Source organism: Ensifer sp. M14 (assembly GCF_003355565.1).
GTDB lineage: Bacteria > Pseudomonadota > Alphaproteobacteria > Rhizobiales > Rhizobiaceae > Ensifer.
On the sequence record NZ_QJNR01000004.1, the window covers coordinates 1,874,657 to 1,898,211 of the forward strand.

Consider the following 23,555-nt stretch of genomic DNA (forward strand, 5'->3'; position numbering starts at 1 on the left):
CAGGCACTCCACGCTGGAGTTGGGGGCGGGCTGCGAAGCTGCGCTTTTCCTTAAATTGCGGCTTTGCGGATCGGCGCTCGATCAATCCGCGAGAATGTCGCGGTTGACGTCGTTGATATCGCGCTTGCCGCAGAGCGCCATGGTGATGTCCATCTCCTTGCGGATGATTTCCAGCGTCTTGGTCACGCCTTCCTTGCCCATGGCGCCGAGGCCGTAGAGGAACGGCCGGCCGATATAGGTGCCCTTGGCGCCCATGGCGACGGCCTTCAGCACGTCCTGGCCGGAGCGAATACCGCCGTCGAGATGGACTTCGATCTGGTGGCCGACCGCGTCGACGATGCGCGGCAGCATGCTGATCGAGGAATGGGCGCCATCGAGCTGGCGGCCGCCGTGGTTGGAGACGATGATCGCGTCGGCGCCGGTCTTGGCCGCCATCTTGGCGTCTTCCGGATCGAGAATGCCTTTGAGGATCAGCGGACCGCCCCAGCGTTCCTTGATCCACTCGACGTCCTTCCACGACAGCTGCGGGTCGAACTGTTCGGCCGTCCAGGCCCCGAGCGAGGAGAGGTCGGTGACGCTCTTGGCGTGGCCGACGATGTTGCGGAAAGTACGGCGGTTGGTGCCAAGCATCTTCATGCACCAGCCGGGCCGGGTCGCCATCTGCCAGAGGTGCTTGGGCGTCAGCTTCGGCGGGGCCGAGAGACTATTGCGCAGGTCCTTGTGGCGCTGGCCGAGGATCTGCAGGTCGAGCGTCAGCACCAGCGCCGAGCATTTCGCGGCCTTGGCGCGGTCAATGAGGTTGAGCACGAATTCGCGTTCGCGCATGACGTAGAGCTGAAACCAGAAAGGTTTGGTCGTGACCGAGGCGACGTCCTCGATCGAGCAGATGCTCATGGTCGACAGCGTGAAGGGAACGCCGAAGGCCTCGGCTGCCTGGGCCGCCAGCATTTCGCCGTCGGCGTGCTGCATGCCGGTCAAGCCTGTCGGCGCCAGGGCCACCGGCATCGATACCTTCTGGCCGATCATCGTCGTTTCCAGCGAGCGGTTGGTCATATCGACCAGCACCCGCTGGCGCAGCTTCACCTTGGCGAAATCTTCCTCGTTGGCGCGATAGGTGCCTTCAGTCCAGGCGCCGCTGTCGGCGTAGTCGAAGAAGAGTTTCGGGACGCGGCGCTTGGCGAGCGCCTTGAGATCGCTGATTTCGAGGATTTGCGTCATGGAAACGGCCTTCATCTGAACCAAGGGTTAGAGCTGGCCGAGGAAAACCGCGCGCGCCTGCTCCAGCAATGACTTCAGAGGCCTTACCATGTTTGCCGGAGGCTTGTTAATAGCGCTGAGGCAAAGAGGTCAATTTTTTTGACCTCTTGGTGCTTTGCAAGAAAGTCAGGCGGTGACGAGCGCCGACTTGGCCGGTTTTCCGGCCACATAGGTCTCGACCACAGAGCGGTCGTCACCCATGGTCTGCAACAGGAAAAGCTCGTCGGAAAGCGAGGTGACCACCTCGGCGCGCAGAGCCATCGCGGGTGTCGCCGCCATGTCGAGCACGATGAAGTCGGCGTCGGTGCCGGCCTCGAGCGTGCCGATCTTGTCGACGAGGGAAAGCGCCTCGGCGTTGCCGCGGGTCATCATGAAGAAGCTGTCGAACGGGTTCAGCCGCTCGCCCTGCAACTGCAGGATCTTGTAGGCCTCGTCGAGCGTCTTCAGCATGGAATAGCTGGTGCCGCCGCCGATATCCGAGGCAACGGACGTGCGCACGGGCTTGTCGCGCCGGTTGAGCGCCCGCAACGGGAAAAGGCCGGAGCCGAGGAAAAGGTTTGATGTCGGGCAGAAGACCGCGACCGATCCCGTCTCGCTCATGACATCGGCCTCGCGCTCGGAGAGATGGATGCAGTGGCCGAACAGGCTTTTGGGGCCGAGCAGGCCATAACGGGCGTAGACGTCGGTATAGTCGACGGCTTGCGGGTAAAGTTCGCAGGTGAAGGCGATCTCGTCGCGGTTTTCAGAAAGATGCGTCTGGACGTGCAGGTCGGGGAACTCGTGCACGAGCGACTTGGCGACGTCCATCTGCTCGGGCGTCGAGGTAATGGCGAAACGCGGGGTGATGGCCACATGGTTGCGGCCCTTGCCGTGCCATTCGCGGATCACCGCGCGGGTCTCGTCGTAGCCCATCTGCGGCGTGTCGAGCAGGCCTTGCGGGGCGTTGCGGTCCATCATCACCTTGCCGGCGATCATACGCATGTCGCGGCGCAGAGCTTCGGCGAAGAAGGCATCGGCAGATGCCTTGTGCACCGAGCAATAGGCGGCCGCCGTGGTCGTGCCGTGGCGGACCATCTCGTCGAAGAAGCGGCTGGCAATACGCTCGGCATGGGCGGTCTCGACGAAGCGGCACTCCTCAGGGAAGGTATAGGTGTTGAGCCATTCCAGGAGGTTGGCGGCATAGGACGCCATCACCTGCATCTGCGGGAAATGCAGGTGCGTGTCGATGAAGCCGGGCACGATCAGATGCGGACGGTGATCGATCTCGAGGGTATCATCCGCAGCCTCGGCCTTGACGGCCGCATAGCCACCCGACGCCTTGATGAGGCCGCCCTCGATCAGCAGCGCGCCATCGGCCTCATAGGCGTAGGCGGCGCTGTCGTCGATTGCCAGCGGCGCGCGATGAAAGCTCAAGAGGCGTCCGCGGATAAGCGTCGATGTCATTGTGTCTTGCCTTCCTCGACGGCGCTTTCGAACCAGGCTGTCAGCAGCTGGCGCTCGTCCGTCGTCATGTCGGTTATGTTACCGGGCGGCATGGCATGGCTGCGCCCCGCCTGGATATAGATTTCGCGGGCGTGGGCGGCAATCTCCTGATCGCTTTCCAGCACCACGCCCTTCGGCGCCCGCGCGATGCCTTCATAGACCGGTTCGGCCGCATGGCACATGGAGCAGCGGGTCGAGATCGCGTCCTTGACGGCGGGGAAGTGCGCATTCGTGGCAAAGCGGGCAAAGACCGGCGCGATCTCGGCCTTTTCTTCGCCGGTCAGCACCTTCGGCACGGTCGACAGCCAGATGATCAGGATGAAGATGAGCACGGTGGCGAGCCACGTCCAGGTGGGCCTGCCCTTGCGCGCATGCGTCGTGTTGAACCAGTGGCGGATGGTGACGCCCATCAGGAACACCAGCGCCGCGATGATCCAGTTAAAGGCGGTGGCAAAGGCCAGCGGGTAGTGGTTCGACAGCATGAAGAAGATGACCGGCAGGGTCAGGTAGTTGTTGTGCAGCGAGCGCTGCTTGGCCTGCGCGCCAAGCTTCGGGTCAGGCGTGCGGCCGGCGATGAGGTCGGCAACGACGATCTTCTGGTTGGGGATGATGAGGAAGAAGACGTTGGCCGACATGATCGTCGCGGTGAAGGCGCCCAGATGCAGAAAGGCGGCCCGGCCGGTGAACACCTGCGTATAGCCCCAGGCCATGATCACCAGCGCCACGTAGAGAAACGCCATCAGACCCCAGGTGTTCTTGCCGAGTGGCGACTTGCAGAGCAGGTCGTAGAAGATCCAGCCGATGCCGAGCGAGGCGAGCGAGATCAGGATCGCGGTGGTTGCGGAGATGTCGAGCACGTGGCGGTCGATCAGGAACAGATCGGCGCCGCCGTAGTAGACGAGACAGAGCATGGCGAAGCCGGACAGCCACGTCACATAGGATTCCCATTTGAACCAGGTCAGGTGTTCCGGCATCGAGGCGGGGGCGACCAGATATTTCTGGATGTGATAGAAGCCGCCGCCATGCACCTGCCATTCCTCGCCATAGGCACCCACAGGCAGGTGATCACGCTTCACCAGGCCAAGGTCGAGCGCGATGAAATAGAAGGATGAGCCGATCCAGGCGATGGCGGTGATGACGTGCAGCCAGCGCACAGCAAAGGCCAGCCATTCCCAGGCGATGGCGAACTCGTACATTCGGGGTCCCCTTTGTTCTCTCCGTCGGCGCACCTTGCGCAAAAACCGGGAATTGGGGAAGGGGGAGCATGCACCTGTGGGCGTGTTTTGCAGGGATCGGGACGATTTCGCGATGAAATCTCGCCGATGATAAACCTGATGGATTCTAAGGGGTTAACCGTCAGCCGGTGGAAGCCGCCTTGCGCTCTTTGACCCAATCAGCCCCGAACTGAACCGACGGGCAGAGTTCGCCGAGGATCCAGTCGCGGAAGATGCGGATCTTCGGCGTGTTGCGGCGTGCGTGCGGATAGGCCAGCCAATAATCGCAGCCGTCGCTGCAGCGCAGGTCGAATGGCTGGTAGAGCCGGCCAAGCGCTACGTCGTCGCCGTAGAATTCCGGTGTTAGGATCGCCACGCCCTGGCCGGCCACGGCCGCGCGCGCCTCGAAGGATTGCGCGCCCAGCCGGCTCGTCGGGCGGCCTTCCAGATCCGGATCTTTGACACCGGCTGCGGAGAACCAGAGCCGCCACCAGGGATCACCGGCATCGATAATCCTGAGCTTCAGGAGATCGCGCGGCTCCCGGATACCGCCGACGGTTTCGGCAAGCGCCGGGCTCAGCATCGGGCTGAACTCGACGCGCATCAGCGGGTGGGTGTCGAGGCCAGGCCAGACGCCGGCGCCGGAGCGGATGGCGAGATCCGTGGGTTCCTTGGCAAAATCGACGAGGTTGTCGTTGGTGTCCAGGCGCACGGCAATGTTGGGGTGGGCGAGCTGAAACGAGCCGATGTTGCGGGCGAGCCATTGCGAGGCGAAGGTCGGGGTCGAACTGATCAGCAGCGTGCTGTCGATATCGCCGCGCGCCGCGGAGACGGCCTCCTGCAGCATCTCGAAGGCCTCGGTGACCCGTGGCGCCAGCCGCTGGCCGACATCGGTCAACGCGATCTGGCGTGGGCGGCGCAGGAACAGGGGTTCGCCGACGCTCTCCTCGATCAGCTTGATCTGGTAGCTGACGGCGGTCTGGGTCATGCCCAGCTCTTCGCCGGCCCTGGTAAAACTGCCGAGCCGGGCCACGGCTTCGAAGACCCGGAGCGCATTCAGCGGAAACTGCTTGGACATCTTCATGGATAAGTTCTCTTGATGCATGCAGACGGATGTTCGATTGGATTTCAATCCTCCTCCACGTCATTCTGCAAGTCAACTTCCCAAGACGAACAGGTGATCAAAATGACTTGCGACGTTATCGAACATACTGAAAGAAAACAGGTTCTTTCGCTGGATGCGGTCGTGCGGTTCACGTCCTCCCTGTTTGGCAGTGCCGTTGCAGCCAAGCCGGTGCTGGATGTGAATGCGCTGTCCGACTACATCAAAAGAGACATGGGTTTCATGGATGGCCGGGGTCCCTATGGGGACGATGCCGAGGCGCAGAAGGATGCGCAGCGTGTCTTCAACAGCGCTGACTTGCCCCGGTTCTGACCGGAGTTCCAGAAAGCGCCGCGCATCGAACAGGATGCGCGGCGCTCTCATTTTTTAACGGGTTTGGCGCAGGCGCTCGACGGCCATAAGCACACGCTCAGGCGTCGCCGGCGCATCGAGGCGCGGGCATTCGCGATAATCGGCGACGCTTGCGACTGCCATCGACAGGGCCTCGAGCACCGAGATCGGCAGCATGAAGGGCGGTTCGCCCACCGCCTTCGACCGGCCGATGGTTTTTTCCGCGTTCTCCGCCCACTCGGCCAGTCTGACATTGAAGATCTTCGGCCGGTCGGAGGCGAGCGGGATCTTGTAGGTCGAGGGCGCATGCGTGCGCAGGCGGCCCTTGTCGTCCCACCACAGCTCCTCCGTCGTCAGCCAACCCATGCCCTGCACGAAACCACCCTCGATCTGGCCAAGGTCGATTGCCGGATTGAGCGAGTGGCCGACATCGTGCAGCACGTCGACCCGGTCGACCATGTATTCGCCGGTCAGCGTGTCGATCGAGACTTCCGATACCGAGGCACCGTAGGCGAAGTAATAGAACGGCGTTCCGCGGCCCGTCGCGCGATCCCAATGGATCTTCGGCGTCTTGTAGAAGCCGGCAGCAGACAGCTGCACGCGCGCCATATAGGCGAGCTTGATGAACTCGGGGAAGGGTACCAGCTCCTCGCCGATCTTCACGTGATCGGGAACGAAACTGACGTTTTCCGCCGTCGTCTGCCAGCGCTCACAGGCAAAGGCGACGAGGCGTTCCTTGATCTGGCGTGCGGCATCGAAGGCGGCCATGCCGTTCAGATCCGTGCCGGACGAGGCGGCAGTGGCGGACGTGTTCGGAACCTTACCAGTCGTGGTTGCGGTGATGCGCACGCGGTCGAGATCGACCTGGAAACTGTCGGCAATGACCTGCGCGACCTTCACATAAAGGCCCTGGCCCATTTCGGTGCCGCCATGGTTCAGGTGGATCGAGCCATCCTGATAGATGTGCACCAGCGCGCCCGCCTGGTTGAAGGCTGTCAGCGTGAAGGAGATGCCGAACTTCACCGGCGTCAGCGCGATGCCCTTGCGGATGACGCGGCTCGTGCGGTTGAAGTCGATGATCGCCTTGCGCCGCGCCTGATAGTCGGCGCCGGCTTCAAGCTCGGCGACCACGCGGGCGATAATGTTGTCTTCGACGTGCTGGTGATAGGGGGTGATATCCCGCCCCGAACCTTTCTCGCCGTAAAAGTTGAGCTTGCGGATTTCGAGCGGATCCTTGCCGAGCGCGTAGGCGATCTCCTCGATCATGCGCTCGCCGCCGACCATGCCCTGCGGGCCGCCGAAGCCGCGATAGGCGGTGTTGGAGACGGTGTTGGTCTTCAGCGGCTGCGACGTCAGCCTCACATGCGGGTAGAAATAGGAGCTGTCGGCGTGGAACAGCGCGCGATCGGTGACCGGTCCGGAAAGATCCGAGGAATAGCCGCAGCGCGCCGCGTAGTTGGCGTGCACCGCGTGAATGCGACCGTCATCGTCGAAGCCGACGTCATAGTCGACGAGGAAGTCGTGGCGCTTGCCGGTGGCCGTCATGTCTTCGTCGCGGTCGGGGCGGAATTTCACGGCGCGGTTGAGCTTCTTTGCCGCCACGGCCGCAAGGGCTGCGAACTGGTTGCCCTGCGTTTCCTTGCCGCCGAAGCCCCCGCCCATGCGGCGTACATTGACAGTCACCGCATTGGAGGGAACGCCGAGCACATGCGAGACCATGTGCTGGATTTCGCTCGGATGTTGGGTCGACGACCAGACGGTGACCTCGTCGTCCTCGCCGGGAATGGCAAGGGCGATATGGCCCTCGAGGTAGAAATGCTCCTGGCCGCCGATGCGCATCCGGCCTTTCAGCCGGCGCGGCGCCTTTTCCAGTTCGGCCTCGGCATCGCCGCGCTGCAGCGTGAGTGGCTGGGTGACGAGCTCGCCGCCATGGGCGACGGCGTCGGTGATATCGGTGAAATGCGGCAGGTCGCGATAGCTGATTTTTGCCAGCCTTGCGGCGCGACGGGCGATGTCGCGGGTCTCGGCGATGACGGCAAAGGCTGGCTGGCCGTGGAACTGGACGATGCCATCGGCAAGCACCGGCTCGTCATGCAGGTGGCTCGGGCTGATGTCGTTGGAATGCGGCATGTCACGGGGGGTCAGCACGCAGATCACGCCGGGCGCGGCGATGACGGCAGACAGGTCCATGGCGGTGATTTCGGCATGGGCGCGATCGGTCATGCCCAACGCGCCGTGCAGGGTGCCGGCCGGTTCCGGCATGTCGTCGATATAGTCGGCGGTGCCGGCCACGTGCTTGTGGGCGCTGTCGTGGCGCTGGCGCGAATGCATCTGGCCGTTGATCGCCTTGCGTTCCTCGAAGGTCGATTTATCCATCTTGCTCAATCCTTTCGAAGAACATGCCCCTCATCCGGCCTGCCGGCCACCTTCTCCCCGTTGCTACGGGGAGAAGGGACATTGCGGCGACGTCTCCATTCCCTCTCCCCGCTCGCGGGGAGAGGGCTAGGGTGAGGGGCAGTCCCAAATCGCTGACCATGCTCATACGACCCCCTCGAAACGACGCAGTTGCGCGGTCTCGCCGGCGCTTTCCAGAAAGAAGCGCAGCAAGAGGTTCTTTGCCGCCAGCAGGCGATAGGTGCTGGTCGCGCGCCAATCGCTTAAAGGTTGATAGTCTGCCTCGAAGGCGGCTTGCGCTGCGCGCACCGTTTCCTCGGTCCAGGGCTTGCCGATGAGGGCCGCCTCCACGGTCGCAGCCCGCTTCGGCGTGCCGGCCATGCCGCCAAAGGCGATGCGGGCGGTCTTCACCTTGTCGCCATCGAACGAAATGCGGAAGGCGCCGAGCAGGGCGGAAATGTCTTCGTCGCGCCGCTTGGAAAGTTTGTATGCGGCAAACAGCTCATCCGTCGGCAGCCGGGGCGCGAAGATGCTCTCGACGAACTCTCCGACTTTGCGGTCCTGCTTGCCATAGGCGATGAAGAAATCCTCGAGCGGCAGCGTTCGCACACCCTCCGTCGAGCGCAGCGTCACGGTTGCCCCGAGCACGATGAGCGGCGGCGGGCTGTCGCCGATCGGCGAACCATTGGCGATGTTGCCGCCAATCGTGCCCATGTTGCGCACCTGTTCGCCGCCGATGCGGTCGATCAACCGGCCGAAAGCGGGATAGGCGCTGCTCAACGCTGCGAAGGCCGTTGAATAGCTGACGCCTGCACCGATGGTGAGGCCGGCTTCGCTTTCCGTGATGTTCTGCAGTTCGGCGATGCCGTTGATGAAGATGACAGGATTGATCGGGCGCATCTGCTTTGTCACCCAAAGGCCGACATCGGTGGAACCGGCAACCACAGTCGCTCCCGAGTTTTCAGCGAGCGCTGTCGCAAGGCCGGCGGTATCCGCCGGCACGATCAGACAGTGTTCGCCATGGCGGATCGTGATCGTCCTTTCCGGCCGAAGTGCCTTGAGGCGGGCGATCGTTTCATCGCGCGCCGCCGTGATCGGATCGAAGATGGCGGAAGGCCGCGCGCTGGCGGCGGCCTCGGCCGCCTTGACGATCGGCTCGTAGCCTGTGCAGCGACAGAGGTTGCCTTGCAGCGCCTTTTCGATGTCGGCGCGGCTCGGATCGTCGTTCGAAAGCCACAGGCCATAAAGCGACATGACGAAGCCGGGCGTGCAAAAGCCGCATTGCGAACCATGGAAATCGACCATCGCCTGCTGCACCGGATGCAGCGTGCCGTCCCGGGCCGCGAGATGTTCGACCGTCACGACGTGGGTCGCGTGCAGCGATCCGACGAAGCGGATACAGGCGTTGACGCTTTCATAGACCAGCTTATCGCCGGCAAGCCGGCCGACAAGCACGGTGCAGGCGCCGCAATCGCCCTCGGCGCAGCCTTCCTTGGTGCCCGTCAGTCGGCGCTCGAGCCTCAGATAATCAAGCAGCGTGGCGGTCGGCGCGACATTGGAAAGCGTCACCTCGCTGTCATTGAGGATAAAGCGAATGCTATCGTCCGTGCGGTCCCTATCGTTGGGCATGCCATTCATTCCTGCTGGTGCAGGGCCGCGAAAGCCGGGATTGTTCCTGGCGACGGGGACCCTTGCGCATTTTCATAGAGTTAGGGCGTCCTGCGCCTCGTCTCAATGGACGGGCGGCGCTCTATTGCGCCGTCCAGCCGCCGTCCATCGAAACATGGGTGCCGGTGATCTGCGCGGCGTCATCGCTGGCGAGATAGACGGCCAAGGACGCTACCTGTTCGACGGTGATGAACTTCTTGGTCGGCTGGCCCTTGAGCATCACGTCGTTGATGACCTGCTCCTCGGTGATGCCGCGGGTGCGGGCCTGATCCGGGATCTGCTTTTCGACCAGCGGGGTCAGCACATAGCCGGGGCAGATCGAGTTGGCGGTGATGCCATCTTCGGCAACTTCGAGTGCGACGGTCTTCGTCAGCCCCATGACGCCGTGCTTGGCGGCGACATAGGCCGATTTGAACGGCGAGGCCACGAGCCCGTGGGCAGACGCGATGTTGATGATGCGGCCCCAGCCGTTGGCCTTCATGCCGGGCAGCGCGGCGCGAATGGTGTGGAAGGAGGAGGAGAGGTTGATGGCGATGATCCGGTCCCATTGCTCGACCGGAAAGTCCTCGACCTTCTCGACATATTGAACGCCGGCATTGTTGACGAGGATGTCGACGCTGCCGAAGCGCTTTTCAGCCGTCGCGATCAGGTCGGCGATCTCCTCCGGCTTGGTCATGTCGGCCGGATGGTAAATCACGGTTGCCGCGGTGAGTGCCCCGACTTCGTCCGTCGCGGCCTTGATTTCGTCCGGCGTGCCGAAGCCGTTCAGGACGATGTTGGCGCCGCCCTTGGCGAAAGCCTTGGCTATGGCAAGGCCGATGCCGCTCGTCGAACCGGTGATGACCGCTGTTCTCGTCATTCCTCAACTCTCCCTTTGCAGCGCCGCCTGATCTTGCCCGGTTTTTGCGACGCAACAGCGCCAACCTACGCGTAAAACCGCTGAGGTGACAATTGTGTTTTTCAGGCCGCCGACGCAGAGTTGCGGTTGCAGGCTTCCTCGCGATTTCTTGCGTTTTGTTTTCGTTTGACATTCGTTTTGCCATCGTATTGAAGTTTTTCGAAATGGACGCCGCGTGCTTGAGGAAGTGCGTGGAAACACGTGATGTGAGGCCGGGGAGGGGCATATGGGCGGATATATTCTTGCGATTGATCAGGGCACGACGTCGAGCCGGGCGATCATCTTCGACGGCAAGCAGCAGGTGGCTGGCGTCGGCCAGAAGGAATTCAAACAGCACTTTCCGAAATCCGGTTGGGTCGAGCACGATCCGGAGGAAATCTGGGAGAGCGTTGTCTTTACCGTCAACGAGGCGATCAAGAAGGCGGGGATCTCTGCCGGCGATCTCGCCGGTATCGGCATCACCAACCAGCGCGAGACCGTCGTCGTCTGGGATCGCCAAACCGGAAAGCCGATCCATAACGCCATCGTCTGGCAGGATCGCCGCACCGCTGCCTATTGCGACAAGCTGAAGAAGCAGGGTCTGGAAAAGACCTTTACCAGGAAAACAGGCCTGCTGCTCGACCCCTATTTCTCCGGCACCAAGCTTCAGTGGTTGCTGTCGAACGTCAAGGGTGCCCAGGCCAAAGCGGCCAAGGGCGAGCTCTGCTTCGGCACGATCGACACCTTTCTCATCTGGCGGCTGACGGGCGGAAAATCCTTTGTAACCGACGCAACCAACGCCTCTCGCACGCTGATCTACAACATCGCCGACAATGCCTGGGACGACGAACTGCTCGACATCCTGCGCGTTCCCCGCGCCATGCTGCCGGAGGTCAAGGACTGCGCCGCCGATTTCGGCGTCACGGATCCGGCGCTCTTCGGTGCGGCGATCCCGATCCTCGGCGTTGCCGGCGACCAGCAAGCCGCCACCATCGGCCAGGCCTGCTTCAAGCCGGGCATGCTGAAATCAACCTACGGCACCGGCTGCTTCGCACTGCTCAACACCGGCAAGGACATGGTGCGCTCGAAGAACCGGCTGCTCACCACCATTGCCTATCGGCTCGATGGCGAAACAACCTATGCGCTCGAAGGCTCGATCTTCGTTGCGGGTGCTGCCGTGCAATGGCTGCGCGATGGCCTGAAGGTGATCAAGGCGGCGCCCGACACCGGCACGCTCGCCGAAAGCGCGGACCCGTCGCAGGAGGTCTATCTGGTGCCGGCCTTTACCGGTCTCGGCGCGCCGCACTGGGATCCCGATGCCCGCGGCGCGATCTTCGGCATGACCCGCAACACGGGGCCCGCCGAGTTCGCTCGTGCCGCACTCGAAGCCGTCTGCTACCAGACGCGCGATCTGCTTGAAGCCATGCACAAGGACTGGCGCAGCCACGGCAAGGAAACGGTGCTGCGCGTCGACGGCGGCATGGTCGCCTCGGACTGGACGATGCAGCGCCTATCCGACCTGCTCGATGCGCCGGTAGACCGGCCGACCATCCTCGAGACGACAGCGCTCGGCGTTGCCTGGCTTGCCGGCAGCCGTGCCGGCGTCTGGCCGAAGCAGGAGGATTTTGCCAAGTCCTGGGCGCGTGATCGCCGTTTCGAGCCCGCCATGGACGAGGCGACGCGCAAGGTAAAGCTCAAGGGCTGGCGCAATGCGGTCAAGCGCACGTTGACCCAGATCTGATCAAAGGGCCGTTTGGCTCCATCCGGGAAACACAGTGTTTCCCGGATGCGCATTTGCCGCTTGTCCCCGCGCCAACTATCTGTCGGTAAACAAGGACAGGATGGGCACCATGGAACTCGGGCTTTACACATTTGCGGATGTCGATCCGAACGCTGCCGACAAGGGCCGGGAAGGCCAGCGCCGGCTTGCCAATCTGCTTGAAGAGATTGAACTCGCCGATCAGGTCGGCCTCGATGTCTTCGGCCTTGGCGAACACCACCGCCCTGATTATGCGGCCTCCGCTCCGGCCGTCATTCTTGCAGCCGCCGCCGCGAAGACGAAGTCCATCCGGCTGACGAGTGCCGTCACCGTGCTTAGTTCCGACGATCCGGTGCGCGTGTTCCAGCAGTTTTCGACGCTCGATCTCCTGTCCAATGGCCGGGCGGAAATCATGGCTGGGCGCGGCTCGTTCATCGAATCCTTCCCGCTCTTCGGCCAGTCGCTCGACGATTACGACCAGCTCTTTGCCGAAAAGCTCGACCTGCTGATGGCGTTGCGTGAAACGGAAAAGGTTTCCTGGGCGGGCGAGATGCGCCCCGCGATCAGCGACCGCGGCGTCTATCCGCGCCCGCTGCAGGAGGTGCTCCCGCTATGGATCGCCGTCGGCGGCACGCCGCAGTCGGTTGCCCGTGCAGGCGCCCTCGGGCTGCCGGTGGCGCTCGCCATCATCGGCGGCGAGCCGCGCCGGTTTGCGCCGCTGTTCGACCTTTATCGCGAGGCTGCCCGCCGTGCCGGCCAGGATCCGGAAAAGCTGAAGACCAGCATCAACGTCCATGGCTTCATCGCCGATACCACCGATCTTGCCGCCGACCAGTTTTACGGGCCGCAGGCCGAAGTGATGAACCGCATCGGCCGCGAGCGTGGCTGGGGGCCGACGAACCGGGCGCATTTCGATCAGGCGCGCAGCCCTGCCGGCAATCTCTTCCTCGGCGATCCGGAAACCGTGGCGGGAAAGATCGTCGAGAACTGGAAGCTTTTCCGCAACGATCGCTTCCTTTTGCAGATGGCGATCGGCCCGATGCCGCACGACCAGATCATGCGCGGCATCGAGCTCTACGGCACCAAGGTGGCGCCGCTGGTGCGCAAGGCGCTCGCTGAAGAGAAGGCCGGACAAGCCGTTTCGGCTTAAGCCGCCGCAGGCCGCTCAGGTCTCGGTTGACGGCGCTGGAAAATCTGGCGCCGACGGGCTACATGTGGGCACGAAAGCGAGACACGGATGACCCTCAACAACGAAGAAGATCTGCTGCGGCTGAAGGAAATCGGCCGGATCTGCGCCAATGCGCTGCAGGCGATGGGCGAAGCCCTGGAACCCGGAATCACCACGGCGGAACTGGATGCGATCGGCCGCAAGGTGCTGGAAGAGGCTGGCGCGCGGTCCGCGCCGGAGCTCTGCTACCAGTTTCCCGGCGCCACCTGCATCAGCGTCAATGAGGAAATCGCCCACGGCATTCCCGGCAGCCGTATCATCCGCGCCGGTGATCTCGTCAATATCGACGTTTCGGCCGAGAAAGACGGCATCTTTGCCGATACCGGCGCGTCCTTCCCGGTGCCACCAGTCTCGGCTGCGATCGACCGGCTCTGCCGCGATGGCAAGCGGGCGATGTGGGTCGGTCTCAAGCAGGTCCGTCCCGACCAGCCGCTCGCTGCGATCGGCAATGCCATTGGCGATTTTGCCCGCAAGAACCGCTATTCGCTGGTTACCAACCTCGCCAGCCACGGCATCGGCCGCTCCCTGCACGAGGAGCCGAAGGAAATTGCCACCTGGCCGGATCCGAGCGAGCGGCGGCGCATGACCGACGGCATGGTCTTTACCGTCGAACCCTTTCTTTCGATGGGGGCAGACTGGGCCGAAAGCGGCGACAAGGATGACTGGACACTCTATAGCGAACCGCGGGCACCGACCGTGCAGTATGAGCATACGGTCGTCGTCACCCGGGGCGGTCCGCTGGTGGTGACGCTGCCCGGCTGACGGGCATCGTTCGATTCCTTCAATAGGACATTCAATTATAGTGATTTGTGGTGGCCGTTTTGCAGTGCAATAAACTGCTATGACCACGATCGACCGACCACATCATGAAAGCCTTGCCTCTACCGCTGCCGCCGGCGCCATCGCCATGGCGGTGGCCATGGGCTTCGGCCGCTTCTCCTATACGCCGATCCTGCCGGCGATGATGGCGGACCTCGGCCTGACGCCGGCCGATGCCGGTGTCATCGCCTCGGCGAATTTCGTCGGCTACCTCGCCGGCGCCGTGCTTGGCGCCTACGGCTGGGCGCATGGGCATGAGCGCAGGATCGGGCTCTTCTCGCTTGCGGCAACCACGCTGCTGCTCGCGGCGATGGGGCTTTCCTCTTCGGTCTTCGTGCTGAGCCTCGTCCGTTTCCTCGCCGGCCTTGCCAGTGCCTTCTCGATGATCTTCATCTCCGGCATCGTGCTCGGCCACGGGCTGCTGGCGCGGTCTGCAAACGTGCCGGCGGTGCATTTCGGCGGCGTCGGGCTCGGCATCGCCTTCTCCTCGCTCTGCGTCTGGTTGGCCCCTCTTGTCGGCGTTGCCGGGCTTTCGGCGTCTCAGGCCGACTGGTTCACCGGCGCTCTTGTCGGCCTCGCCGGCACGATCGTCGTCGCCCTCCTGCTGCCGGCCGGAGCCGCTTCGGGCAACGGCGCCGTGCGCGAAAAGCCGCTCATCTGGACGCGACCCCTGACGGTGGTCACGCTGACCTATGGGCTGTTCGGCTTCGGTTACGTGATTACCGCGACATTCCTCGTTGCCATGGCCCGCGATGCGAGCGGCGGCCACGGCATCGAGTTCCTCGCCTGGCTGCTGACGGGCCTGAGTGCGGCCCTGTCGGTCTATCTCTGGCGCTTTGCCGTGCCGCGCTTCGGCCTTGCCGGCGTCTACGCGATCGGCCTTCTGGTCGAGGCAGCGGGTCTTGTGCTCACCGTCAGCCTGCCACTGCCCTATGCGCCGCTTGCCGGCGGCCTGATGCTGGGTGCCACCTTCATGATGATCACCGCTTATGGCCTGCAGATCGGCCGGCATCTGGCGCCGGAAAGCCCGCGCAAGGCGCTCGCCTTGATGACGGCCGCCTTCGGCATCGGCCAGATCATCGGCCCTGTCGTCGCCGGCTGGCTTGCGCAGCGCACCGGCAGCTTTGCAGCGCCGACCCTGATTGCGGCTGCAGTGCTGTTCGTCTGCGGCGGCATCATCATGGTGGAGTTGAGGCGAATTTCAGCGGCCTTGCCGCGCTGAAGCGCCACCTTGATGACAGCCCAGAGACGACGGCTGAATGCCGCGGGGCATCCCCTTCCGGCATCATGAAATAACAGTAAGGTTCATATTACCGGATTGTTGAAAATGGCGCTTTGCCCTAGTTTCGGCGCTTCGGGAGGCGAGTTGTTCTCCTCCCCCGAAACGAGAGTGCCGTACTTTGTTCCTATCCTTCTTTCCGAAGCCGAAGCTCTTTTTCATTTCGTTTGTCGTCTGGTCGCTTGTCGCTATTGCCTTCTGGTATGGCGGGGGCGAACAGTTGGGCGCCGTCTTCGGAATGCCGCCTTTGCCAGCGGATGCACCGCCGATTACCGGCATTTCTGCTTTCTGGTCGCCCGCCTTCCTCTGGTTCTACCTCTATTTCGGGCTGGTCGTCGGATTGTTCGCAGCGTTCTGGTACGTCTACTCGCCACACCCTTGGCAGAACTGGTCGATCCTCGGATCGGCGCTCATTCTGTTCGTTACCTATTTTCAGGTGCAGGTGAGCGTCGCGATCAACAACTGGTACGGGCCGTTCTGGGATCTGATCCAGGCAATTGTCTCGAAGACGAAGGTGGTGACCGCGGCGGAGTTCTATGGGGAAATCGCCGTCTTCCTCGGCATCGCCATGGTCGCGGTCGCGGTGGCGGTCATGACCCGCTTCTTCGTCAGCCACTATATCTTCCGCTGGCGCACGGCGATGAACCAATACTACATGGCCCACTGGGGCAAGCTGCGTCATATCGAAGGTTCTTCGCAGCGCGTGCAGGAAGATACGATGCGCTTTTCCACGACGGTGGAGGGCCTCGGCGTCAGCCTGATCGACAGCGTGATGACGCTGATTGCGTTTACGCCTGTCTTGCTCCGGCTCTCGGCCAACGTCACCGAACTGCCGATTGTCGGTGCCATCCCGTATCCGCTCGTTACGGCTGCCGTGGCTTGGTCGCTGTTCGGCACGGTGTTCCTGGCGCTCGTCGGCATCAAGCTGCCGGGCCTCGAATTCCGCAACCAGCGTGTGGAAGCGGCCTACCGCAAGGAACTGGTTTATGGTGAGGACCATGCCGATCGCGCCCAGCCGCCGACGGTCGCTGATCTCTTCGAAAACGTTCGCCGGAACTATTTCCGGCTCTACTTCCACTACCTCTACTTCAACATCGCCCGCATTTTCTATCTGCAGATCAACGGCATCTTCTCGCTGCTGATCCTGGCGCCGTCGATCATCGCCGGCAAGATCACGCTTGGTGCGTTGAACCAGATTTCGGGTGCCTTCGGGCAGGTGACGTCGTCGTTCCAGTATCTGGTTTCGTCCTGGCCGACGATTGTCGAGCTTTTGTCGATCTACAAGCGTCTGCGCGCCTTCGAAGCGGCAATCGACGACGAACCGCTGCCGGAAATCGAGCAGAAGTTCATCGCGGTTGGTGGCGAAGAAGAGCTGGCCTGACCGAGGCCGGATGAAAACCAATCAGAAGGCGGAGCGATCCGCCTTCTTTTTTGCCTGGTCGATCATCGGCAGCGCCTCAGCGTAGCTGACACAGGCGACATCGGGCTTTCCGCAGACCTCGGTCAAGAGCCGGTCGAGCGCGCGCCAATAGGCGCCGCCGTTCATTTCGACGAAATGGAAGCCGAGCTGCAGCGGGACGCGGTCGCCAGCATATTCCTTGTCGAAGGCTTTCCGGTAGGCTTCATAGGTGCGCGCTTCGAAGAGGGCGCTGTCCTTCTTGTTTTCCACGCCCATGGAATGGCGGACGAACAGGTTGTAGTCCATGCCGATCACCGGACGCTTGGACGGTCCTTCGGGGATCAGCGGCAGGCCAAAGCGCGGCAGGCCGTCCTTTTCCATCGGCCAGCCCGGTCCCTTGGTCACCAGGCTTGCGTCATAGGTGAAGCCGGCGGCTTTCAGCGCCGGCAGCAGGCCGTCGCTCAGCGAAAGATAGGGTGCGCGGAAACCCTTGATGCCGGCGCGGGCGAATTCCGCCCAGCCCTGCGGCTCTGCATCCGGCTTATCCGCTTTCTTCCAGGCATCGCGCAAAGCCACATCGAAGGTCGCAAATTCGCTCTGCCAGTCGGCCTTCGTCCAGTCCTTGCCGTCGAAATGGCCGCAGGCGTGGCTGGCGATGTCGTGGCCGTCGAGGTGGGCCTGCCATATGTGGCCGGCGCGGGTGGCGATTTCCTCACGGCTCTGGGCAAAGCCGACATTGGAGCGGCCAGGTTTCATCCCCGGCGGCTTGTAGATCTCTTTGCCGTCGGCGCGCGTCATCAGGAAGGTGCAGGAGAGGAAATAGGTGAAACGCGCATTGGTGCGCTTGGCCATCGCCAGGCTCTTTTCCCACAGCGCGTTGTCATGCGCCCCATCGAAAGAGACGATAACGAGCTGCTTTTCCTTGGCAGGAACAGCCGGCGCGGCTGCGTCGTGCATGGGTTCTCCGGCCGCGGCGAGGGCAGGGACAAGGGCTACGGAAAGGGCAATGAATGTTCGGATCATGATATCTGCGACGATTTGCGTATGCCGTCCCTTTATCCAGGAATGCGGCAATCCTTTGATCTGTCTGGAAATTTCTGTGCACTCCGGCTATGTCGATAGCCGACAGAGCAACAATGAAGGACGGGTGACGACATGGCGCTGCTGATATTGGGTATCGTGATCTTCCTGGGCATCCATCTCGTTCGCAGTTTTGCGCCCGGCTTGCGTGCATCGGTAATCGCGCGCAGCGGCACCGGCGCATGGCATGCGATCCACGGCATCTGCGCTTTGCTCGGCCTCGGTCTGATCGCCTACGGCTTCGACCAGGCACGCGCCACCACCGGCATGCTCTACACGTCTCCGACGTTCCTCGCGCATATCGCGCTGACCTTGATGCTGATCGCCAGCATCTGTCTCGTCGCCGCCTATCTGCCCGCGGGCAAGATCAGGACGGCCACCAAACATCCCGCCATCCTCGCCATCAAGATCTGGGCGCTCGCCCACCTGCTTGCCAATGGCGAAACGTCGTCTGTGCTGCTCTTCGGCACGTTTCTCATCTGGGCGGTGATCCTGCGCATCTCGATGAAGAAGCGTTGGCGCGCCGGCGAAATCACCTATCCGGCCTTCGTTTCCTATCGTTACGACCTCATTGCGGTGGTGCTTGGCGCTGTCCTTTACGGAGCGATTGTCTGGAAACTGCACGAACTGGTGATCGGTGTTTCTCCGATGGTTGTCGGCTAAATAACGCGCGCCCCCTTACAACTGCCGCAAAATCGGGTAGAAGGCGCAAAATCCTAATAGCGTGCAGGGAAGGCCGAGAGGCCGGGGCAATCGATGGCGAACCAAGACGACAGCTTTATCCGCGAGGTGAATGAAGAACTGCGTTCGGATCAGATGAAGAACATCTGGGCCCGTTTCGGCAGCGTCATCGTGGCAATTGCCGTGCTCATCGTGCTGGGGACTGTCGGCAAGGTCGGCTACGACTACTGGCGCGATGGCGCGTCCTCGAAGTCTGGCGACGAATTCCTCCAGGCATTGAACCTTGCCAAGGAGAACAAGGCTGACGAGGCGCTTGCCGCTCTCGACACGCTGCAGAAGGATGGCTACGGCGCCTACCCGGTGCTTGCCCGTCTTCGTGCAGCGACGCTGCAGGCTGAAAAGGGCGAGACCGATGCCGCCGTCAAGGCGTTCTCGGACATCGGCAAGGATACCAGCCTGCCCGAGGCGCTTCGTGATGCCGCCCGTCTGCGTGCAGCCTACCTGCTGGTCGATGCCGGCACCTATGATCAGGTTTCGGCCGAAGTGGAACAGCTCGCCGTGCGACAGAACAACATGCGGCACTCGGCCCGCGAGGCGCTTGGCCTTGCTGCCTACAAGGCCGGTGATATCGCCAAGGCGAAGAGCTGGTTCCAACAGATCGTCGATGACGCCCAGAGCCCGCGCAATGTAGCAGGCCGGGCGCAGATGCTGCTCGACGTCATTGCCGCGAGCGGCAAAGCCTAAGCGCATATCCCTGGAGACCGGGTCCGGTCTCTGGAAAGGATATGTTGATTTTCAAAGTGTTGGAGCGCTGTATGTCTTGAGGACATGCAGCGCTTTCAGTCGGAAACGGATACGTTCATGAGTTTCACCGTCGCCATCGTCGGGCGCCCCAATGTCGGCAAGTCCACCTTGTTCAATCGTCTGGTTGGCAAGAAGCTGGCGCTCGTCGACGATACGCCGGGTGTGACCCGCGACCGCCGCCCTGGAGATGCCAAGCTCATCGACCTGCGCTTCCGCATCATCGATACCGCCGGTCTCGAACAGTCGGCGCCCGATAGCCTTCAGGGCCGCATGTGGGCGCAGACGGAAGCCGCGATCGACGAGGCCGATCTGTCGCTGTTCGTGGTCGATGCCAAGGCGGGCCTGACGCCCGCCGACGAGACGCTGGCCGAGATGCTGCGCCGGCGCGGCAAGCCGGTCGTGCTGGTTGCCAACAAGTCGGAAGCCCGTGGTTCCGACGGCGGCTTCTATGACGCTTTCACCCTCGGGCTCGGCGATCCGTGCCCGATTTCGGCCGAGCATGGCCAGGGCATGCTCGATCTGCGCGACGCGATCGTCGCTGCGATCGGCGAGGAGCGGGCCTATCCGCCGGAAGACGACGTCGCCGAGACCGACATCGACCTGCGCCCGACCAACGGTGAGGCGGGGGAAGAGGAAGACGAGGCCGAGCCAGTCTATGACGAGACCAAGCCGCTGCGCGTGGCGATCGTCGGCCGACCGAATGCCGGCAAGTCCACGCTGATCAACCGCTTCCTCGGCGAAGACCGGCTTTTGACCGGTCCGGAAGCCGGCATCACCCGTGACTCGATCTCGGTTGAATGGGACTGGCGCGGTCGTACCATCAAGATGTTCGACACCGCCGGCATGCGCCGCAAGGCCAAAGTGCAGGAGAAGCTTGAAAAGCTCTCGGTTGCCGATGCGCTGCGCGCCATCCGCTTTGCCGAAACGGTTGTCATCGTCTTCGACGCGACCATTCCGTTCGAAAAGCAGGACCTGCAGATCGTCGATCTGATCATTCGCGAAGGCCGGGCCGCCGTGATCGCCTTCAACAAATGGGATCTGGTGGAAGATTGGCAGGCGGTGCTTGCCGATCTTCGCGAAAAGACCGAGCGGCTGCTGCCGCAGGCGCGCGGCATTCGTGCGATACCGATTTCCGGTCATACGGGGTACGGCCTCGACCGCCTGATGCAGGCGATCATCGATACGGACAAGACCTGGAACCGTCGCATCTCGACGGCGCGCCTCAACCGCTGGCTCGATTCCCAGCAGGTGCAGCATCCGCCACCGGCCGTCTCCGGCCGCCGGTTGAAGCTGAAATACATGACGCAGGTGAAGGCTCGCCCGCCGGGCTTCATGATTTCGTGCACGCGTCCCGACGCGCTGCCGGAATCCTATACCCGTTACCTGATCAATGGTTTGCGCAACGATTTCGATCTGCCGGGCGTGCCGATCCGCATCCATTATCGCGCCTCGGAGAACCCCTTCGAGAACAAGCGCAAGAAGCGCTAAGCGTCAGCGCCTGTGGCCTCTGATCGCGCTCGGCGGAAAGCCGAAGCGTTGGCGGAAGCGGGCGGCGAAACGCGACTGCGATTCGTATCCGACCTGCTGGGCGATGTGCAGCACGGGCACATCCGATGACTGCAGCATCTGCATCGCCGCGGACATGCGCACGTCGGTCAATAGCTGTTGAAACGACCAGCCTTCGGCGGAGAGCTTGCGGCGCAAGGTCGCCTCGCTGACGCCGAGCCGCTTGCCAAGGCCGCTGCCCGTCCATGGTGTGCCCGGATCGCCGATGAGGTTCTGCCGGGCCCTTTGGGCAAAGCTTGTGGTATTGACCGGACGGAAGAAGCAACCCAAGATATTCAGCCAGACGAGCAACTCGCCGATCCGGTGTCGGGCGACAGGTAGGGGGATGCCATCGGGCTCGGCGACGACCCTTGTCGCTGCGTCGAAGGCGTCGACAAAGGCCGGCTGCAGACCAGTGAGGAGATGCGCCTTCTCGATCGGTGCGCCGACATTCTTCGTTGGATGGAAGGCCGCGATGAGCTCCGGATCGAAGGCGATCCATCGGGCGAGATAAGTGTCGTCCTTCTCGGCCACGTTGACCACATCGAACACCTGGCCCTGCTGAAGGGCAACCGCTTCGCCGGGCGCGATCACGCATTCGAAATCGCCCTGGCGCAGGATCTTCGTGCCGCGCTCGACGACGATGACGACCGGCTGCTCGATCAGGATGTTTGAATAGCGCAGCCGGTTGTACTGAACGATTTGTGCCGCGGCGCCAGCGCCTGGCCGAACGGAGATCTTGTGGTTCACGCGGCTTCATTCCTCGGCAAGCGATCCGGACAACGGTCGTAACGCGGAAGCGCCGCTGCGGGCAAGCCGAGCGGCGTTCGACGTTCGAGGATGGGTCCGGTTAGCGGCTGCCTTTGGCGGACACCGTTGCTGAGGCAAGCGTGTTCATGTTGCTGACGAAACCGACCAGTGCGGGCGATGCGCCGGGCGGCACGGGCAGCTTGTCGACGCTCAGCGCCTTGACGGTGATGGTGTAGTCATGGACCTCGCCGTCGGGCGGGCAGGCGCCGCCAAAGCCGCGCTGACCGGCGTCATTGGCGATGGTCACCGCGCCGGCCGGCATTTTCGAGATGTCGCTGCCGGCGCCGCCATCGAGCGCGGTGACGTTGGCCGGGATGTCTATCGCCACCCAATGCCACCAGCCGGAACCGGTCGGCGCATCCTTGTCGTAAAGGGTGACGGCAAAGCTCTTGGTGCCCTCAGGCGCGTTGGCCCAGGAAATTGCCGGCGACAGATCCTTGCCGGTGCAGCCCATATTGGCGGCAAACTGCGCCTGTTGCACCTTGCCCTCGGCAAAGTCAGGACTTGTCACGGTGAAATCGGCAGCCTGGGCCGCGCTGGCGATGAGCATCGAGGCGGCAACCACCAGATTGTGAAAACGGTTCATTCCCTGCATCTCCTTCATGTGGATGCAGGAAAGCTAGCGCAAACAGGGATCCGTTCGGCGCCAAACGGATCAAACTTGGCTCCGAAGCGATCAATCTCGACGGCGGCGGAAAGCTGAAGTGGAGCGTCAGCCGACGAGCTTGGCTTTGTCGACGAGCGCACCGTGATGGCCGATGACGCCCGCAGCGATGCGAGCCGCAAAGGCTGCAGCCTCGCTCGGCGTATCGCCTGCGACGAGGCTGGAAAGGAAGGCGCCATTGAAGCTATCGCCGGCACTCGTGGTGTCGACCACGAGCGCGACCGGCGTTGCCGGGACATGGCTTTCGCCTGATCCCTCGAACGCCAGCGTCACGCCCTTTTCACCGTCCTTGACGACGACGTCGGCAACGCCAAGCGCCTTGTAGCGCGCGATCGTCGCCGCGATCGAGCCGTCGCCGAAATGCGTGACTTCATCATCGAAGCTCGGCATCAGCAGGCTGGCGGCGCGCGCGCCGTCCGTCAGGGTCTGGCGCATGCGCTCGGCATCGTCCCAGAGGCGAGGGCGGATATTGGGGTCGAAGACCACGCGCTTGCCTGCGGCCTTTGCGCGGCGCAGTTCGGCAAGCAGGGTTTCCACCGCGTCGGGTGAAAGGATCGCAAGGGTAATGCCGGAAAACAGGATGAGATCGGCACCCTCGATCGCGCGGCGCAGATGCTCAGGATCATCGGCAAGCAGCCGTGCTGCAGACGCCGAGCGCCAATAGGAGAAGCTGCGCTCGCCGTCCTTCAAATGGATCATGTAGAGGCCAGGCGTGCGGCCCTCGATCTTGCGGACGGGGCCTGTGTCGATGCCCTTCTCTGCCATGAAGGCGAGCATTTCGTCGGAAACCGGGTCGGTGCCGACCGCGGAGCAATAGGCGACAGACCAGTCGCTCGGCAGGAACAGGCGGGCATAGTAGGCCGCATTGAAGGTGTCGCCGGCATAGCCCTTGCGCAGCAGGCCGCCCTCGGCCTGCATCAGTTCGACCATGCACTCCCCGATCGACAGCATCGTTCCGGCCAACGTCTTCTCTCCCTTTGGTTTTTCCCGTGCTGACGGGATAAGGTTCCAGACCGGTCTCGGCAAGAGATTGTTTTTCGATGTTACACGATTGCGCGACATTGCGCCCGCAGTCCGGCGTTTACTCGCGTGCCGGGCAAGGCTACATCTTGGCGCACAGATCGGTTTCACGGGGGCAGGGC

20 protein-coding genes are annotated in these 23,555 nt (G+C 62.8%); 9 read left to right on the forward strand and 11 right to left on the reverse strand.

The annotated features are described in order from the left end of the window. Positions 1–81: 81 nt before the first annotated feature. The 4 genes from BLJAPNOD_RS08910 to BLJAPNOD_RS08925 all read right to left on the reverse strand — a co-directional run bounded on the left by BLJAPNOD_RS08910 (position 82) and on the right by BLJAPNOD_RS08925 (position 5,037). Entirely contained in the window at positions 82–1,218 is a 1,137-nt protein-coding gene (locus tag BLJAPNOD_RS08910) for an alpha-hydroxy acid oxidase (protein WP_115421209.1), read from the reverse strand. A gap of 165 nt (positions 1,219–1,383) precedes the next feature. Then, positions 1,384–2,700 (reverse strand): guanine deaminase, encoded by a 1,317-nt coding sequence (guaD, locus tag BLJAPNOD_RS08915; RefSeq protein ID WP_115419560.1) that lies wholly within the window; start codon positions 2,698–2,700, stop codon positions 1,384–1,386. Continuing rightward, entirely contained in the window at positions 2,697–3,935 is a 1,239-nt protein-coding gene (puuD, locus tag BLJAPNOD_RS08920; RefSeq protein WP_115419561.1) for a urate hydroxylase PuuD, read from the reverse strand. The genes guaD and puuD overlap by 4 nt, the downstream gene beginning before the upstream one ends. A gap of 160 nt (positions 3,936–4,095) precedes the next feature. After that, entirely contained in the window at positions 4,096–5,037 is a 942-nt protein-coding gene (locus tag BLJAPNOD_RS08925) for a LysR substrate-binding domain-containing protein (protein WP_199565916.1), read from the reverse strand. A 93-nt stretch (positions 5,038–5,130) separates the two neighbouring features. Here BLJAPNOD_RS08925 and BLJAPNOD_RS08930 point away from each other — a divergent pair, with 93 nt between their 5' ends. Next, positions 5,131–5,388 (forward strand): hypothetical protein, encoded by a 258-nt coding sequence (locus BLJAPNOD_RS08930; protein WP_147294536.1) that lies wholly within the window; start codon positions 5,131–5,133, stop codon positions 5,386–5,388. Positions 5,389–5,442: 54 nt separating this feature from the next. Here BLJAPNOD_RS08930 and xdhB read toward each other — a convergent pair whose 3' ends face one another. The 3 genes from xdhB to BLJAPNOD_RS08945 form a co-directional block, all read right to left on the reverse strand. Further along, positions 5,443–7,782 carry a xanthine dehydrogenase molybdopterin binding subunit gene (gene xdhB / locus BLJAPNOD_RS08935; protein ID WP_115419564.1) on the reverse strand — a complete coding sequence of 780 codons (2,340 nt, stop codon included), beginning with the start codon at positions 7,780–7,782 and terminating at the stop codon, positions 5,443–5,445. 162 nt (positions 7,783–7,944) lie between these two features. Further along, positions 7,945–9,429, reverse strand: a complete 1,485-nt coding sequence (gene xdhA, locus BLJAPNOD_RS08940) for a xanthine dehydrogenase small subunit (protein ID WP_115421210.1) — start codon at positions 9,427–9,429, stop codon at positions 7,945–7,947. A 121-nt stretch (positions 9,430–9,550) separates the two neighbouring features. Then, positions 9,551–10,327, reverse strand: a complete 777-nt coding sequence (locus tag BLJAPNOD_RS08945; protein WP_115419565.1) for a 3-hydroxybutyrate dehydrogenase — start codon at positions 10,325–10,327, stop codon at positions 9,551–9,553. A 265-nt stretch (positions 10,328–10,592) separates the two neighbouring features. Between BLJAPNOD_RS08945 and glpK the strand changes: the two genes are divergently transcribed. From glpK to sbmA, 5 genes are all read left to right on the forward strand, one after another. After that, positions 10,593–12,086, forward strand: a complete 1,494-nt coding sequence (gene glpK / locus BLJAPNOD_RS08950) for a glycerol kinase GlpK (protein ID WP_115419566.1) — start codon at positions 10,593–10,595, stop codon at positions 12,084–12,086. Positions 12,087–12,195: 109 nt separating this feature from the next. After that, positions 12,196–13,254, forward strand: a complete 1,059-nt coding sequence (locus BLJAPNOD_RS08955) for an LLM class flavin-dependent oxidoreductase (protein ID WP_115419567.1) — start codon at positions 12,196–12,198, stop codon at positions 13,252–13,254. An 87-nt stretch (positions 13,255–13,341) separates the two neighbouring features. Further along, entirely contained in the window at positions 13,342–14,094 is a 753-nt protein-coding gene (gene map, locus BLJAPNOD_RS08960) for a type I methionyl aminopeptidase (RefSeq protein WP_077503373.1), read from the forward strand. A gap of 79 nt (positions 14,095–14,173) precedes the next feature. Then, entirely contained in the window at positions 14,174–15,373 is a 1,200-nt protein-coding gene (locus BLJAPNOD_RS08965; protein ID WP_199565917.1) for an MFS transporter, read from the forward strand. 178 nt (positions 15,374–15,551) lie between these two features. Continuing rightward, positions 15,552–16,811: a peptide antibiotic transporter SbmA gene (gene sbmA, locus BLJAPNOD_RS08970; RefSeq protein ID WP_077503374.1), complete on the forward strand. Its 1,260-nt coding sequence runs from the start codon at positions 15,552–15,554 to the stop codon at positions 16,809–16,811. 21 nt (positions 16,812–16,832) lie between these two features. On the opposite strand, the gene BLJAPNOD_RS08975 is transcribed toward sbmA, so the two are convergent. Beyond that, positions 16,833–17,852, reverse strand: a complete 1,020-nt coding sequence (locus BLJAPNOD_RS08975) for a polysaccharide deacetylase (RefSeq protein ID WP_115419568.1) — start codon at positions 17,850–17,852, stop codon at positions 16,833–16,835. A 132-nt stretch (positions 17,853–17,984) separates the two neighbouring features. Between BLJAPNOD_RS08975 and BLJAPNOD_RS08980 the strand changes: the two genes are divergently transcribed. The 3 genes from BLJAPNOD_RS08980 to der all read left to right on the forward strand — a co-directional run bounded on the left by BLJAPNOD_RS08980 (position 17,985) and on the right by der (position 20,882). After that, positions 17,985–18,572: an NnrU family protein gene (locus BLJAPNOD_RS08980; RefSeq protein ID WP_115419569.1), complete on the forward strand. Its 588-nt coding sequence runs from the start codon at positions 17,985–17,987 to the stop codon at positions 18,570–18,572. A 93-nt stretch (positions 18,573–18,665) separates the two neighbouring features. After that, positions 18,666–19,334 carry a tetratricopeptide repeat protein gene (locus tag BLJAPNOD_RS08985; protein WP_115419570.1) on the forward strand — a complete coding sequence of 223 codons (669 nt, stop codon included), beginning with the start codon at positions 18,666–18,668 and terminating at the stop codon, positions 19,332–19,334. A 117-nt stretch (positions 19,335–19,451) separates the two neighbouring features. Continuing rightward, on the forward strand, positions 19,452–20,882 hold the full coding sequence (gene der / locus BLJAPNOD_RS08990; RefSeq protein WP_115421212.1) for a ribosome biogenesis GTPase Der: 1,431 nt from the start codon (positions 19,452–19,454) through the stop codon (positions 20,880–20,882). Between the two features lie 3 nt (positions 20,883–20,885). On the opposite strand, the gene BLJAPNOD_RS08995 is transcribed toward der, so the two are convergent. The 3 genes from BLJAPNOD_RS08995 to BLJAPNOD_RS09005 all read right to left on the reverse strand — a co-directional run bounded on the left by BLJAPNOD_RS08995 (position 20,886) and on the right by BLJAPNOD_RS09005 (position 23,376). Further along, on the reverse strand, positions 20,886–21,689 hold the full coding sequence (locus BLJAPNOD_RS08995; RefSeq protein WP_115419571.1) for a helix-turn-helix transcriptional regulator: 804 nt from the start codon (positions 21,687–21,689) through the stop codon (positions 20,886–20,888). 100 nt (positions 21,690–21,789) lie between these two features. Beyond that, positions 21,790–22,335, reverse strand: a complete 546-nt coding sequence (locus BLJAPNOD_RS09000) for a YbhB/YbcL family Raf kinase inhibitor-like protein (RefSeq protein WP_199565918.1) — start codon at positions 22,333–22,335, stop codon at positions 21,790–21,792. A 126-nt stretch (positions 22,336–22,461) separates the two neighbouring features. Further along, on the reverse strand, positions 22,462–23,376 hold the full coding sequence (locus BLJAPNOD_RS09005; RefSeq protein ID WP_115419572.1) for a sugar kinase: 915 nt from the start codon (positions 23,374–23,376) through the stop codon (positions 22,462–22,464). Positions 23,377–23,555: the final 179 nt, after the last annotated feature.

Coding starts and splice junctions, on each gene's coding strand:
- BLJAPNOD_RS08910 (WP_115421209.1), bottom strand. CDS start 1,218: ATGACGCAAATCCTCGAAATCAGCGATCTCAAGGCGCTCGCCAAGCGC.
- guaD (WP_115419560.1), bottom strand. CDS start 2,700: ATGACATCGACGCTTATCCGCGGACGCCTCTTGAGCTTTCATCGCGCG.
- puuD (WP_115419561.1), bottom strand. CDS start 3,935: ATGTACGAGTTCGCCATCGCCTGGGAATGGCTGGCCTTTGCTGTGCGC.
- BLJAPNOD_RS08925 (WP_199565916.1), bottom strand. CDS start 5,037: ATGAAGATGTCCAAGCAGTTTCCGCTGAATGCGCTCCGGGTCTTCGAA.
- xdhB (WP_115419564.1), bottom strand. CDS start 7,782: ATGGATAAATCGACCTTCGAGGAACGCAAGGCGATCAACGGCCAGATG.
- xdhA (WP_115421210.1), bottom strand. CDS start 9,429: ATGCCCAACGATAGGGACCGCACGGACGATAGCATTCGCTTTATCCTC.
- BLJAPNOD_RS08945 (WP_115419565.1), bottom strand. CDS start 10,327: ATGACGAGAACAGCGGTCATCACCGGTTCGACGAGCGGCATCGGCCTT.
- glpK (WP_115419566.1), top strand. CDS start 10,593: ATGGGCGGATATATTCTTGCGATTGATCAGGGCACGACGTCGAGCCGG.
- BLJAPNOD_RS08955 (WP_115419567.1), top strand. CDS start 12,196: ATGGAACTCGGGCTTTACACATTTGCGGATGTCGATCCGAACGCTGCC.
- map (WP_077503373.1), top strand. CDS start 13,342: ATGACCCTCAACAACGAAGAAGATCTGCTGCGGCTGAAGGAAATCGGC.
- BLJAPNOD_RS08965 (WP_199565917.1), top strand. CDS start 14,174: ATGACCACGATCGACCGACCACATCATGAAAGCCTTGCCTCTACCGCT.
- BLJAPNOD_RS08975 (WP_115419568.1), bottom strand. CDS start 17,852: ATGATCCGAACATTCATTGCCCTTTCCGTAGCCCTTGTCCCTGCCCTC.
- BLJAPNOD_RS08980 (WP_115419569.1), top strand. CDS start 17,985: ATGGCGCTGCTGATATTGGGTATCGTGATCTTCCTGGGCATCCATCTC.
- BLJAPNOD_RS08985 (WP_115419570.1), top strand. CDS start 18,666: ATGGCGAACCAAGACGACAGCTTTATCCGCGAGGTGAATGAAGAACTG.
- der (WP_115421212.1), top strand. CDS start 19,452: ATGAGTTTCACCGTCGCCATCGTCGGGCGCCCCAATGTCGGCAAGTCC.
- BLJAPNOD_RS09000 (WP_199565918.1), bottom strand. CDS start 22,335: ATGAACCGTTTTCACAATCTGGTGGTTGCCGCCTCGATGCTCATCGCC.